The organism is Priestia sp. YIM B13486 (genome assembly GCF_042787865.1).
GTDB lineage: Bacteria > Bacillota > Bacilli > Bacillales > Bacillaceae_H > Priestia > Priestia megaterium.
This window is the reverse complement of record NZ_JBHZOZ010000001.1, coordinates 643,920-657,717: the sequence shown is the minus strand read 5'-3', so window position 1 is coordinate 657,717 and position 13,798 is coordinate 643,920. Positions and strand designations below refer to the sequence as shown.

Here is a 13,798-nt window from a genome sequence, read left to right as displayed (position 1 = left end):
TGATAAGCTATTAACTAATTTCATACGACACTTCATCAAATGAAGTGAAGATAGAGGTGCAAATTTAATCAGTACGTATCAGGAAGGGTATGAGCTCTTATGAATGATGTGGAAAGGGAAATTTGCCGAAGTGAACATTACCTCATAGTAATGATTGCTGGTTCTGCGTTGAATAAACGTAGGATTGTCAAGATGTAGATTCTTGGAGAGCTATCTCACGGCAGTGGACGGTTATGTTTTATAATTTTCGTTCGTTAAGCAATGAGAGCTCATCTCATTGCTTTTTTTATTGTCTGAGTAAAAAAATTTAGCTTCTCATCATCCTGCATATGCAAATTTATTGAAAAGGAATGAACAAAATTATGGCATTAATCGTTCAAAAATTTGGTGGAACATCTGTTGGTTCTGTTGAACGTATCCAACATGTAGCAAACCGTGTTATTCAAGAAGCAGAGCGCGGTAACCAAGTAGTTGTTGTTGTATCGGCAATGGGCAAAACTACAGATGCACTGGTGAAATTAGCAAGTGATATTACGGACAGTCCAAGCAAACGCGAAATGGATATGCTTCTTACAACTGGAGAACAAGTAACGATTTCCCTGTTAACAATGGCCCTTCAATATAAAGGGTATGAAGCAACTTCGCTAACAGGTTGGCAAGCTGGTATCCAGACGGAAGCAGTTCACAGCAATGCACGAATCCAGCACATTGACACGACTCGTATTCAAAGCCAATTAGATAGAGGCCGAATCGTAGTAGTAGCTGGATTCCAAGGCTGTTCAGAAGATGGTAGCATTACAACATTAGGTCGAGGCGGCTCTGACACGACGGCAGTAGCTCTTGCCGCAGCATTAAAAGCTGCAAAATGTGATATTTATACAGATGTAACAGGAGTGTTTACGACAGATCCGCGCTATGTAGAAGATGCTCGTAAGCTTCACTCTATTTCATATGACGAAATGTTAGAATTAGCTAATTTGGGAGCAGGGGTGCTGCATCCGCGCGCTGTTGAGTTTGCAAAAAATTATCAGGTACCGCTAGAAGTGCGTTCAAGCTTAGAAAACGAGAATGGAACGATTGTTGAGGAGGAAGTTTCAATGGAACAAAACTTAGTCGTAAGAGGAATTGCGTTTGAAGATAATATTTCACGAGTGACAATTGAAGGGTTAAACAACGAGTTGCAAACTCTTTCTACTATTTTTACAGCATTAGCAAAAGAACAGTTAAATGTGGACATTATTATTCAAAACGTAACGGCTAATAATCGTCTCTCTATCTCATTTTCTATTAAAACCGTAGACGTAGACGCCGCTCTTGCCGTCTTAAAAGAGTATAAATCTACTTTGGGATATACGCGTATTGAACATGAAAGCGGTTTGGCTAAAGTATCAATTGTCGGCTCTGGCATGATTTCTAATCCAGGCGTTGCAGCCGAAATGTTTGAAGTGCTGGCAGGAGAGAAAATTGAAGTGAAGATGGTCAGCACGTCTGAAATTAAAGTATCTACAGTTGTACCGCATGCTGATATGGTAAAAGCTGTTGAGACGCTTCACGTAGCATTTGAATTAGAAGAGCAGCAAGCAGTGCAAGTATAAAGAAGAGAAAAAAGACGTGGTATCTCCACGTCTTTTATATATACGTATTTCCTACTTTTTATAACGCTCCGCGCGTGTTTCGGTAGGTAAGATATCTTTTCGGTCCCACTGCACGGAAATCAGCACTTTTCCGTTCTTTTCTTTATGTGTTAAGTAGGCTTCTGTTAGGCAGTTGTTTTGACGCTGAATCTGTTCAGCCACAAATCCTGACTCAAGATGAAACGAACAAGTTTCCTGCTGAAATCTTTTGCTGACCACATCACCTGATAACTCAAGCTCGAGTGAATATTTATCTTTTTTTGCAAGCGTCAGTGTGCCCCAGGAAGCTGCTTTAAAAAAAGCGATGATTTCATCCATTGTATTTAATGGGTATTTCCGCGCAAGGTGTTTTCCTGCCCAGTATGAAATGGTATTCGTTTCGTCTCCAAGAAGCTCTGGAATTAACACGTCACGCAAAAGGCTGTATCCGAAATATGAAACGTGATCAAGAGTTCTCTCTGTTTCAGCTGTGACATTAGGTTCTGATGTTTCCATCGTCTCTTCAAGTTCTTGCTGTGATTCTGTTTGTAAATTGCTCATGCTTTCCCCTCTTTCTTTACTACTATTATATACAAATCTAAAAAACCTCTCACGCATTTTTTTAATAAAATGTAAGAGGATCTTTATTATGGTAAAAAGAGTTAGATGCAAAGATGGAAAATCCATAATATACCTTTTAAAAGGGTACTTTTACCTGTGTAAATGTTTTGTGAACTTGTTTACAATAAAAGCATAAAGTAAACGCTTACTTATTTGTGGCAAGCAATATTATAATAGAAAGAAAAAATCTGTAACATCAATACAGTAAGCGTTAACAAATATAAAATTTTATAAATTTATATTTTATAGAAGATTTAAACATCTTGCCTTGACGCTCTTAATCGATGGGAGTAAAATTAACCTGTCACATACTTTATTAGGAAATGCAAAGGTTTTCATTTCCTGTATTCACGATTAATCTATTTGTCTAGTGGGAGTAAGAAAGTTCTTCACAAACTATGTTCATTTAACTAAGGGGGGTCTACGCAGATGGCGGCAAACAGAGAGTTTCAATATCGGAGAATCCATTCATTACTTGGGGTAATACCAATCGGGATTTTCTTAACACAGCATTTAGTTGTGAATCATTTCGCGACAAAGGGAGAAGAATCATTTAATCAAGCAGCTCACTTCATGGAGAGCTTACCTTTCCGCTATGCTCTAGAAATTTTCATTATTTTCTTACCAATCGTTTTTCACGCAATATACGGTCTTTACATCGCATTCACTGCTAAAACAAACGTTAACAACTACGGTTTTTTCCGTAACTGGATGTTTATCCTTCAGCGTGTTTCAGGTGTAATCACACTTATCTTCATCACATGGCACGTATGGGAAACCAGAATACAAGCTGCGCTTGGAAAAGAAGTAGATTTTCAAATGATGGAACGAATTTTAAGCAACCCGGCAATGCTTGCATTCTACATAGTTGGTGTTGTATCTACGATCTTCCACTTTGCAAACGGTCTATGGTCATTTGGAGTTAGCTGGGGGTTAACTGTAACACCACGTTCTCAAAGAATTTCAACTTATGTGACATTAGCAATCTTCTTAGCACTTACATTTGTAGGTGTTCGTACATTATTCGCATTTGCATAAAATTAAGGTTTTGAAGGAGTGGGGTTCCGATGAGTAACGGAAAAATCATCGTAGTCGGTGGCGGTTTAGCTGGCTTGATGGCAACAATAAAAATTGCTGAGTCTGGCAAGCAAGTAGATTTATTTTCACTAGTTCCGGTAAAAAGATCTCACTCAGTTTGCGCGCAAGGTGGAATCAACGGAGCCGTAAACACGAAAGGTGAAGGAGATTCACCATGGGAACACTTTGATGACACAGTGTACGGCGGAGACTTTTTAGCCAACCAGCCACCTGTAAAAGCAATGTGTGAAGCAGCTCCTGGTATTATTCACTTACTTGACCGCATGGGTGTTATGTTTAACCGTACTCCTGAGGGTTTGTTAGACTTCAGACGATTTGGCGGGACGCAGCATCACCGTACGGCTTTTGCTGGAGCAACAACGGGTCAACAATTATTGTACGCATTAGATGAGCAGGTTCGTCGTTATGAAGTTGCCGGACTTGTGACAAAGTACGAAGGATGGGAATTCTTAGGTGCTGTTCTTGACGATGAGCGCAGCTGTCGCGGAATTTCTGCACAGAATTTAAAATCAATGGAAATTAAAACGTTCCCAGCTGACGCGGTTATTATGGCTACAGGTGGACCTGGAATTGTTTTTGGAAAATCGACGAACTCAGTTATTAATACAGGTTCAGCGGCATCTATCGTGTATCAGCAAGGTGCATACTATTCAAACGGAGAGTTTATTCAAATTCATCCAACTGCTATCCCAGGAGATGATAAGCTTCGTCTTATGAGTGAATCTGCTCGTGGAGAAGGCGGACGCGTTTGGACATATAAAGACGGTAAACCTTGGTATTTCTTAGAGGAAAAATATCCTGCATACGGTAACTTAGTACCTCGTGATATTGCAACTCGTGAAATTTTTGACGTCTGCGTAGCGCAGAAGTTAGGAATCAACGGAGAGAACATGGTTTATCTGGACCTTTCACATAAAGATCCAAAAGAGCTAGACATTAAACTTGGAGGTATCATCGAAATCTATGAAAAATTCATGGGCGATGATCCGCGCAAGGTACCAATGAAAATTTTCCCAGCCGTACACTATTCAATGGGCGGTTTATGGGTGGATTACGATCAAATGACAAATATTCCTGGCTTATTCGCAGCTGGTGAGTGTGATTATTCACAGCACGGAGCGAACCGTTTAGGAGCAAACTCATTATTATCAGCTATTTATGGTGGTATGGTTGCCGGTCCTAAAGCGGTTGAATACATCAATGGTTTAGAAAAGAGCGCAGATGCTATTTCTTCAAGCGTATATGATCGTCATGTGAAAGAAGAAGAAGAGAAATGGAACAATATCATGAATCTTCAAGGTACAGAAAATGCATACGTTCTTCATAAAGAGCTAGGGGAATGGATGACTGACAACGTGACAGTCGTACGATACAATGACAAACTGTTAAAAACAGATGAAAAGATTCAAGAATTAATTGAACGCTATGATCGTATTAACATTAATGATACAGCTAAATGGAGTAATCAAGCGGCAACATTTACTCGTCAGTTGCAAAACATGCTTCAGCTTTCACGTGTTGTAACGCTAGGAGCTTACAACCGTAACGAAAGTCGCGGTGCTCATTATAAGCCAGATTTCCCAGATCGTAACGATGAAGAATTCTTAAAAACAACAATGGCATCTTTTGTGGATAAGAAAACGGCTCCTTCTTTCCATTATGAAGAGGTAGACGTATCGTTAATTAAACCGCGTAAACGCGACTACACAAAGAAAAAAGATGAAAAACCAAAAAAACAACAAGAGGGGGTTCGTTAATCAATGAGTGAACAACAAACAGTCCAAAAGACAGTGCGCTTCATTATTACACGTCAAGATTCAGCTGAATCTGCTCCTTACAATCAGGAGTTTGAAATTCCGTATCGTCCGAATATGAACGTTATTTCAGCACTGATGGAAATCAGACGTAACCCTGTTGATGCTTCAGGTAAAGAGGTTGCTCCGATAAACTGGGAAATGAACTGTTTAGAGGAAGTATGCGGAGCCTGTTCAATGGTCATCAACGGTAAACCTCGTCAGTCATGTACAGCTCTTGTTGATAAACTAGAACAACCAATTCGCTTACAGCCAATGAAAACATTTCCTGTGGTTCGTGATTTGCAAGTAGACCGCAGCCGTATGTTTGATTCACTAAAAAAAGTAAAAGCATGGGTTCCAATCGATGGCACATACGATTTAGGTCCAGGACCGCGTATGCCTGAAAAGAAACGTCAGTGGGCGTATGAGTTATCTAAATGTATGACATGTGGAGTTTGCTTAGAAGCTTGTCCAAATGTAAACGACAAGTCAAACTTCATCGGTCCAGCACCGCTTTCTCAAGTTCGCCTGTTTAATGCCCATCCAACCGGTGCGTTAAATAAAGGAGAACGTTTAGAGACGATTATGGGTGATGGAGGACTAGCGAACTGCGGGAATTCTCAAAACTGCGTTCAATCATGTCCAAAAGGAATTCCATTGACTACTTCAATCGCAGCTTTGAACCGCGATACAACAATTCAAGCATTCAGAAGTTTCTTTGGTAGCGATCAAGTATAATCACTCAAAACCTCTCCACGCGGAGAGGTTTTATTTTGTCTATGACGAACGGAGGAAATACAGATGAATAATATTTCGTATATTGAAGACATGGATCATTGGAAAGAGTCATTTTCGTTTAAGCAGGAGATCAAGGTAAGATTTTCGGAAACAGATATGTTTGGGCATTTAAATAATACGGTTCCTTTTGTTTATTTCGAACAAATACGTACGGAATTCTTTCACCATATTGGCTTTATGCAAAAGTGGACGAGTGAGCATGAGGGAACGATACCGGTGGTGGCTGATTTGCAGTGCGATTATGTCAAACAAGTGTATTTTGGCAACATGCTATCTGTTTTTGTAAAAGCTCATAGAATTGGACGTTCGTCGGTTGATTTACACTATATGATTCAAAATGAGCAAAAAGAGGTTGTACTCACCGGGAGAGGAACAATGGTGCAAATTTCTAAAGAAACAGGAAAAAGCGTCCCTTGGAATGAAGAGATGAAAACGTGTTTATCAAATATATGAAAATGGCTTGAAGGCTCTTTCTTCAGGCTTTTTTTCTTTTTTAAAGGTGAAAAAGAGTTTTTTGCATATTTTTTCTAAAACTAGTAACCGCGTAGGCATACCGCACATAAGATATGTTGACTAAATTTACACCCATCCGATAGTTCAACTCAGGATCAGGCAAGGAGGGTTACATTGAAAGAAAAAGAGTTTCAACCTAAACCGCTACTTACAAAGCGTGAACGAGAAGTATTCGAGCTTTTAGTACAGGACAAAACAACAAAAGAAATCGCGAGTGAACTATTCATTAGCGAAAAAACAGTTCGAAATCATATTTCTAATGCGATGCAAAAGCTTGGAGTCAAGGGGCGTTCTCAAGCAGTCGTAGAACTCCTTCGAATGGGAGAACTTGAATTATAACATGAGCTGGCTTTCTTCTTAGAAAGCCAGCTTTTTGTATATTTTTTTCAGTGTCGCATACATATCTAAAAAGAATAACGTTAAGAAAAAATTATAAAAAAGGCAAATCTTTATAAAAAAAACTTATTGCTTGAAATTGAATTTCAGAGTACGTATACTTTTAAGTAAGGAGATACTAGTTCAGAAGAAAGAGAGGTGAGATGATGAAAAATATATGGATGAGCTTATTGTTATGCATGATATTCTGTTTGCCTTTTGCGAGTTTGCCAGATAAATTTATTGATAACGACTTTGAAAAAGTGAAGGTCACAAAAAGTTCGGTTCAGCATTACACGGATATCGTGCACATGTCTCCAGGAGCTAAGCACAGCGTTAAACAAATAGGATCTCTCATACAAAGTGTGATAGTAACTTTTGCTTTAGTATGGGTGAGTGCCAAACTCATCATTCCGACGCATCAAATTGCGTATTTTATCCTCAAGAAAACACTTTTTTATCCAAAAATCTTTCAATCAAGTTACCTCAATTAAATAAAAAAGGTTGAAATTTCAACAGCCTTTTCTTCAAACCTAAAATTACCAACTATTCTTAGGCTTATTTGCTATGCGGATTTTCTAGGCAAATAACGCGGCAAAATTAAAAAATTCTTTTTAAAAACTTTATAGGAGTGATCATTCAATGATGATTAAAGAAACGGAGTTACCAGGAATCGGCCGTAAATTTGAAATTGAGACAAGCGGAGGAAACCGCGTAGTCGTTATCATTCATGATGATGGAAGACGTGAAATCTATCACTTCGATCAAAAAGATTTAGAAGAAAGCATTTTTGACATTACGTTAACAGATACGGAATCAAGACAGCTAGCTGCAATTTTAGGCGGCATGATTTACAAGCCAAAAGCAATGGAAACCATTGAAGTGGCATTCAATGACTTAGTTATTGAATGGTACAAAGTTGAAAAACAAGCGAAAGCTCACAGTAAAACAATTGGTGAAATTGACGTTCGCAGCAATTATGATGTCACTATCATCGCCGTCATTAAAAACACGCAAAAAAAATTATCAACTCCAGGACCAGATACGTTAATTGAAGAAGGAGATACGCTTGTTATCTCTGGAGAACGAGGAAATTTAAAAACGCTCATTAAAGAATTGCTTTCACAAGGAGGTAGTTCATAATTGGATCATTTAGTATTTGAAGTTGGGACAGCTTTGTTACTAGTAGCTTTAGCGGCTATACTAGCACATAAATTTAAATTTACGATTATTCCATTCCTCATTCTGCTGGGCATGGCGGTCGGTCCCCATGCTCCTGAGTTTGGCTCATTCAGTTTAAAGTTTATTGAAAGCCAAGAGATTATTGAATTCATGGGGAGAATTGGAGTTCTCTTTTTACTCTTTTATTTAGGATTAGAATTTTCAGTTGGAAAGCTAATTAAATCAGGCAGGTCCATCGCGGTGGGAGGATCTATTTATATTTTAATTAACTTCACTTTAGGATTATTGTATGGATACCTGACAGGAAATCCTCTTCTTGAAGTGCTGATTATCGCTGGAATTATTACGATTTCGTCCAGCGCAATTGTCGCAAAAGTATTGGTTGATTTAAAACGAACAGCGAATCCAGAAACGGAACTGATATTAGGGATCATCATGTTTGAAGATATTTTCTTAGCCGTTTATCTTTCTGTCGTTTCAGGGTTGGTGCTTGGAGACCACGGATCGCTTGCTGGATCTTTAACATCTATTTTAATTGCGTTTGGCTATATGATGCTGTTCTTTATCATTGCTCGAAAAGCCACGCCGCTGCTAAATAAACTTTTAAATATTTCATCAAACGAAATCTTTATAATCGTCGTTTTTGCGGTATTGTTTTTTGTGGCAGGCTTCTCAGAAACAATTCACGTGGCAGAAGCAATTGGTGCGTTATTGCTTGGACTTGTATTTTCTGAAACGGAACATCGCGATCGGATTGAACATCTTGTCGTACCGTTTCGTGATTTCTTTGGAGCTATCTTTTTCTTCAGCTTCGGGTTAAGTATTGATCCTCTTACGCTGTGGGATGCAGGATGGCTTGCGCTTGGCGCAGTTGCGCTTACGATCATTGGTAACTTTACAGCCGGTATGATTTCAGGAAGAAAAAGCGGGCTGTCACACAAGGCCTCTACCAACATTGGGTTAACGATTATGTCACGAGGCGAGTTTTCGATCATTATGGCTAACATTGGAATTGAAGGAGGATTATCCGCAATTCTTCAGCCATTCGCCGCGCTTTATGTATTGATCTTAGCTATTATTGGCCCTGTGTTAACGAAGGAGTCTAAGCATATATACGGATTTTTAAACTCAGTATTTAAATGGAAAAAGCCAAATCCTCAAGAATCAAAGTGATAAAATATATAAAACACAGTTGACAAATCGGATTAATATGATAAAATTCAAAATAATCCAATAACAAATCAGTTAAATATAGCAACGGGCTGATCGGTCAACCGAAAGCTCCTACCTTTTTCAGGTAGGAGCTTTTGTGTTTTTAGATGAACGAGCTTTTAATTTAAAAATTCAAGGAGGAGGAACTGCTGTGAGTGTTGTCATTCAATCTGTTAACCGCTCATTTCAAAAAGGAGAACAAGTAACTCAAGCATTGCGAAATGTAAATCTTACGATTAATAAAGGTGAATTTATCACCGTTATTGGTCCGAGCGGGTGCGGAAAAAGTACACTGCTTAAAATGATTGCAGGACTTGATATGGATTATGAAGGACGTATTGAAATCAACGGGAAGTACATAGCCGGACCTAGCATTAAACAAGGAATGATCTTTCAAGAACACCGCTTGTTCCCTTGGCTTAATGTAGAGCAAAATATAGCGGCTGACTTATCGCTGAAAGATTCGAACGTTCGGCGCCGCGTAGATGAGTTAATTGATATTGTCAGGCTGAAAGGATTTGAAAAAGCTTATCCTCGAGAACTATCTGGGGGGATGTCTCAACGAGTTGCTATTGCGCGTGCTCTTTTAAGAAATCCAGAGGTTTTATTGTTAGATGAACCGTTTGGTGCGTTAGATGCTTTTACGCGCACTCATTTGCAAGATGTGCTGCTAGACATATGGAAAAAAGAAAAAACAACCATGATTTTTGTTACCCATGATTTAGATGAATCCATTTACTTGGGGACTAAAATTGTGATTATGAGTGCCAGACCAGGAGAAATTAGCCGGGTCGTTCCAGTAGAAATTAGTCATCCGCGAAAAAAGACAGAGTTACCGTTTCAGCAGCTAAGGCAGCAAGTACTGAAAGAATTTGAAGAAGCAGGAGAACATTAAAGATTCAATAAGACAGAGAAGGGGACAGAACAGATGAAAAAGCTACTTTTAACTGCAGCTATTGTACTTGTTCTCGCATTGGCTGGGTGCGGGACGAAAGAAAAAGCGAGCGGAGAAGATTCAAAAAACGTTACGATTAATATTGGTATCCAACAAAGCTTAGGTCCTTTAATGCTGGCACAAAACCAAAAATGGTTTGAAAAAGAATTTAAAAAAATAGGTGTAAATGTTAAATGGACAGAGTTTCAAAGCGGACCTCCGCAATTTGAAGGTTTAGCATCTGGACATTTGGATTTCGGCCAAGTTGGAAATTCACCGGTTATTTCTGGTCAAGGCGCAGACATTCCGTTTTTAGAAATTGCTAATTCCAGCGACGGGTTGAAAGGAAATGCCATTTTAGTAGGGAAAAACAGCAAGATTAAAAGCGTAAAAGATTTAAAAGGTAAAAAAATCGCGGTTGCGAAAGGAAGCAGCGGTTTTAATTTATTGTACAGAGCTCTTGACCAAAATGGGTTGAAGCCAAGTGATGTAAAGATTATTCAGCTTCAGCCAGACGAAGCTCAGCCAGCATTTGAAAATGGATCAGTGGATGCATGGTCAATCTGGGAACCGTTTATTTCACTGCAAAACTTAAAAAATGAAGCTCGCATTTTAGCAGACGGCGATTCATTAAAGGTTGCTTCACCAGGTTTTACTATTGTAAGAGAAGGCTTTGCAAAAGCTCAGCCAGAGTTAGTCGTTAAGTTTTTACAAGTTTATCAAAAAGCGCTTGAATGGCAAAACGAACATTTTGAAGAATCTGTGGATATTTTAGCAAAACAAAAAAATCTAGATAAAGACGTAGTAAGACAAGTGTTAAAAAATAATCCTGCCTATAATCGCCCAACCTCTAAAGAAATTATTGCAGAACAACAGCGGACAGCTGATTTTCAACAATCTTTAGGCGTTATTAAAAAGAAAATTGATACTGGAGATGTCGTTGATAATTCATTTATTGAAAAAGCATTAAAAGAAAAATGAGGTGATGAAAATGAGTAAAACATCTGTGGTTTCAGGACACGTCCAGTCTTCAGCAGCTCACTTGCAAAAAATGAAAAAAAGAAAGGAAGAAGGGAAAAATAAGCAGGGGATTTTTCTTCGTTCTCTTGTCGTGCCACTTCTGCTTATTGTCGTGTGGCAAATCATTGGTTCTGCGGGCTATGTATCCAAAACTGTTCTTCCTACACCTGTTGATATCATACTTTCTTTCAAACAGCTCATCGTATCTGGAGAACTCGGAGCTAACCTTCAAATCAGTATTTTGCGTGCTGCCATAGGTTTTGCCGTTGGAGCTGGACTAGGGTTACTATTTGGTGTAATTGTCGGTTTCTCAAAGAAAACGGAGCACTATATGGATCCATCTATTCAAATGCTTAGAACTGTTCCTCACCTTGCGTTGGCGCCTTTATTTATCTTATGGTTTGGCTTTGGTGAAATTTCAAAGATATTGCTAATTGCAAACGGTGCATTTTTCCCAATCTATGTTAATACGTATCTAGGCATTCGCGGCGTTGATTCGAAATTATTTGATGTTGCTCGTGTTCTTCAATTTAGTAAATGGAAACAAATCACAAAACTCATTTTACCAGCTGCTCTTCCTAATATTTTACTTGGTGTCCGTTTGTCTTTAGGTATTGCATGGCTCGGACTGGTAGTTGCTGAATTAATGGGAGCAAGTGAAGGTGTAGGATACATGATTATGGATGCTAGACAGTTTTCTCAAACGGACGTAGTTTTTGTCGGAATTATTATTTTTGCTGTTGTAGGCAAATTAACCGATTCATTTGTCCGAGTATTAGAAAAGCGTCTTCTTAAATGGAGAGACAGCTACGCAGGTGAAAAATAAAAGAAGGATTTATATACGTATTAATCCTTGTAAATCTATCAGTTTTATAAGTTAAAAGGAGAGATGATAATGAGCCAGGTTACAATTATTACAGGAAGCCCTTCAAAGCAATCAAGGTCAGCTGCTTTAAGCAAGTATATTGCAGCATATCTACAAGATGAAAAATATGAAGTGAAAACCGTGCATGTTCGTGACTTGCCCGCTGAAGACTTAGTATATGCTAACTTTTCTAGCCCTGCGATTCAAGAAGCTCAAAAGAAAGTGGCAGATGCTGATGCCGTTATTATTGTCAGCCCAATTTATAAAGCTAGCTACACAGGGATTTTAAAAACATTTTTAGATTTAATACCTGAAAAAGGTTTACACAACAAAACCGTACTGCCGATAGCCACAGGTGGAACCATTGCTCACCTACTGGCTCTTGATTATGTATTTAAGCCGACTTTATCCGTTTTAGGAGCTACTGCTCTTATTCATGGAGTTTATATTGTTGATTCTGAAGTGGCCTATACGAAAGAAAATGAAATTGAGTTTATTGCGGAAGAAGCAGAAGTGAGAATTAAACGTTCATTAAAAGAGCTGGGATATCGTCTAGAACAAACGAAAAGGAGTGTTGAATCATGAAAATGTTATGGTTTATTCCTTCCCATGGAGATGGAAGATATTTAGGGACAAATCGAGGAGGGCGTTCAGCAGACTATTCATATTTTCGGCAAGTTGCTCAAGCAGCTGACCGGTTAGGGTTTGAAGGAGTTTTGATTCCAACGGGGAAATCATGCGAAGACCCGTGGCTATTGGCTGCTTCACTTATACCTGAAACAGAGCGTTTGAAATTTTTAGTAGCGGTACGTCCCGGCATTATGGCTCCTTCTGTGGCAGCACGCATGACCTCGACTCTTGATCGAATTTCAAACGGTCGTTTACTAGTTAACGTAGTAGCAGGAGGAGATCCAGCAGAATTAGCCGGAGACGGCCTTTTCTTATCACATGATGAACGTTATGAAGCTGCGGATGAATTTTTAGATGTGTGGAAAGGGTTATTGGCTGGAGATACGGTCAATTATGAAGGAAAACATATTCATGTAGAGAACAGCGAGCTGTTGTATCCACCTGTTCAAAAACCTTCTCCACCTATTTATTTTGGCGGATCTTCACCCGCAGGACAAAAAGTTGCAGCAAAACATTCTGACGTGTATTTAACGTGGGGCGAACCTCCTGAACAAGTAAGAGAAAAAATAACGGCTGTGAGAAAGCAGGCAGAAGCAGAAGGCAGAACCGTTAAGTTTGGGATTCGTTTGCATATTATTGTACGCGAAACGGAAGAAGAAGCTTGGCAAGCAGCCGATCGATTAATTCAGCATTTGGACGATGACACGATTCAAGCTGCACAGCGTACTTTTGCTAGGTATGACTCAGTCGGGCAGCAGCGAATGGCGAGCCTTCACAGAGGAACCCGAGAGGAACTTACGATTAGCCCTAACTTATGGGCAGGTGTAGGGCTCGTCCGGGGAGGTGCAGGAACTGCACTAGTAGGCAGTGCTGAAAATGTAGCGAAACGAATAAAAGAATATGAAGCTTTAGGAATTGAATCTTTTATTTTATCAGGCTATCCGCATTTAGAAGAGGCTTATCACGTAGGAGAGTTATTGTTCCCGCTTTTAAATATTGATGACGGTGAAGGAAAGAGTGAAAGCATCGGTGAGATTATTGCAAACGATAGGTTTCCAAAAGCTTCAACGTCGTAAAAGAAGAACCGGTGAAAAATTCACCGGTTCTTCTTTTACATTCATCTCAGCCGAGAGACGAGTTC

15 protein-coding genes and 1 riboswitch are annotated in these 13,798 nt (G+C 39.2%); of the genes, 14 read left to right on the top strand and 1 reads right to left on the bottom strand.

What is annotated here, in order from left to right; genetic code table 11:
• Nucleotides 1-43: 43 nt before the first annotated feature.
• A riboswitch (Lysine riboswitch) is annotated at nucleotides 44-221 on the top strand.
• A gap of 141 nt (nucleotides 222-362) precedes the next feature.
• Complete coding sequence (locus ACFX4G_RS03350) at nucleotides 363-1,595, top strand: aspartate kinase (protein WP_328258727.1); 1,233 nt, start codon at nucleotides 363-365, stop codon at nucleotides 1,593-1,595.
• Nucleotides 1,596-1,646: 51 nt separating this feature from the next.
• On the opposite strand, the gene ACFX4G_RS03345 is transcribed toward ACFX4G_RS03350, so the two are convergent.
• Nucleotides 1,647-2,174 (bottom strand): YslB family protein, encoded by a 528-nt coding sequence (locus ACFX4G_RS03345; RefSeq protein WP_377572840.1) that lies wholly within the window; start codon nucleotides 2,172-2,174, stop codon nucleotides 1,647-1,649.
• A 489-nt stretch (nucleotides 2,175-2,663) separates the two neighbouring features.
• On the opposite strand from ACFX4G_RS03345, the gene ACFX4G_RS03340 reads away from it, so the two are divergent.
• The 13 genes from ACFX4G_RS03340 to ssuD all read left to right on the top strand — a co-directional run bounded on the left by ACFX4G_RS03340 (nucleotide 2,664) and on the right by ssuD (nucleotide 13,733).
• Nucleotides 2,664-3,272: a succinate dehydrogenase cytochrome b558 subunit gene (locus ACFX4G_RS03340; protein WP_013059400.1), complete on the top strand. Its 609-nt coding sequence runs from the start codon at nucleotides 2,664-2,666 to the stop codon at nucleotides 3,270-3,272.
• A 29-nt stretch (nucleotides 3,273-3,301) separates the two neighbouring features.
• On the top strand, nucleotides 3,302-5,089 hold the full coding sequence (gene sdhA, locus ACFX4G_RS03335) for a succinate dehydrogenase flavoprotein subunit (protein ID WP_013059399.1): 1,788 nt from the start codon (nucleotides 3,302-3,304) through the stop codon (nucleotides 5,087-5,089).
• A gap of 3 nt (nucleotides 5,090-5,092) precedes the next feature.
• The gene (gene sdhB / locus ACFX4G_RS03330) at nucleotides 5,093-5,866 is read left to right on the top strand and encodes a succinate dehydrogenase iron-sulfur subunit (RefSeq protein ID WP_013059398.1); all 774 of its coding nucleotides are present in this window, start codon (nucleotides 5,093-5,095) and stop codon (nucleotides 5,864-5,866) included.
• Nucleotides 5,867-5,929: 63 nt separating this feature from the next.
• A complete protein-coding gene (locus tag ACFX4G_RS03325) occupies nucleotides 5,930-6,379 on the top strand; it encodes an acyl-CoA thioesterase (protein WP_097824655.1) in 450 nt (149 codons plus the stop codon).
• Nucleotides 6,380-6,553: 174 nt separating this feature from the next.
• Nucleotides 6,554-6,778 carry a spore germination transcription factor GerE gene (gene gerE / locus ACFX4G_RS03320; RefSeq protein WP_013059396.1) on the top strand — a complete coding sequence of 75 codons (225 nt, stop codon included), beginning with the start codon at nucleotides 6,554-6,556 and terminating at the stop codon, nucleotides 6,776-6,778.
• Nucleotides 6,779-6,981: 203 nt separating this feature from the next.
• A complete protein-coding gene (locus ACFX4G_RS03315; RefSeq protein WP_026106709.1) occupies nucleotides 6,982-7,308 on the top strand; it encodes a hypothetical protein in 327 nt (108 codons plus the stop codon).
• 148 nt (nucleotides 7,309-7,456) lie between these two features.
• On the top strand, nucleotides 7,457-7,957 hold the full coding sequence (locus tag ACFX4G_RS03310; RefSeq protein ID WP_013085158.1) for a cation:proton antiporter regulatory subunit: 501 nt from the start codon (nucleotides 7,457-7,459) through the stop codon (nucleotides 7,955-7,957).
• On the top strand, nucleotides 7,958-9,169 hold the full coding sequence (locus tag ACFX4G_RS03305; protein WP_318330914.1) for a cation:proton antiporter: 1,212 nt from the start codon (nucleotides 7,958-7,960) through the stop codon (nucleotides 9,167-9,169). It begins immediately after the preceding gene.
• Between the two features lie 190 nt (nucleotides 9,170-9,359).
• Nucleotides 9,360-10,103, top strand: coding sequence for an ABC transporter ATP-binding protein (locus ACFX4G_RS03300; RefSeq protein ID WP_026106708.1), 744 nt, complete (start codon nucleotides 9,360-9,362; stop codon nucleotides 10,101-10,103).
• Nucleotides 10,104-10,136: 33 nt separating this feature from the next.
• Nucleotides 10,137-11,123: an aliphatic sulfonate ABC transporter substrate-binding protein gene (locus ACFX4G_RS03295; protein ID WP_377572837.1), complete on the top strand. Its 987-nt coding sequence runs from the start codon at nucleotides 10,137-10,139 to the stop codon at nucleotides 11,121-11,123.
• 10 nt (nucleotides 11,124-11,133) lie between these two features.
• The gene (locus ACFX4G_RS03290) at nucleotides 11,134-11,988 is read left to right on the top strand and encodes an ABC transporter permease (protein WP_377572835.1); all 855 of its coding nucleotides are present in this window, start codon (nucleotides 11,134-11,136) and stop codon (nucleotides 11,986-11,988) included.
• A 69-nt stretch (nucleotides 11,989-12,057) separates the two neighbouring features.
• On the top strand, nucleotides 12,058-12,612 hold the full coding sequence (gene ssuE / locus ACFX4G_RS03285) for an NADPH-dependent FMN reductase (protein WP_097824651.1): 555 nt from the start codon (nucleotides 12,058-12,060) through the stop codon (nucleotides 12,610-12,612).
• Complete coding sequence (ssuD, locus tag ACFX4G_RS03280) at nucleotides 12,609-13,733, top strand: FMNH2-dependent alkanesulfonate monooxygenase (protein WP_016765674.1); 1,125 nt, start codon at nucleotides 12,609-12,611, stop codon at nucleotides 13,731-13,733. Before ssuE ends, ssuD begins: the two co-directional genes overlap by 4 nt.
• Nucleotides 13,734-13,798 lie beyond the last annotated feature (65 nt).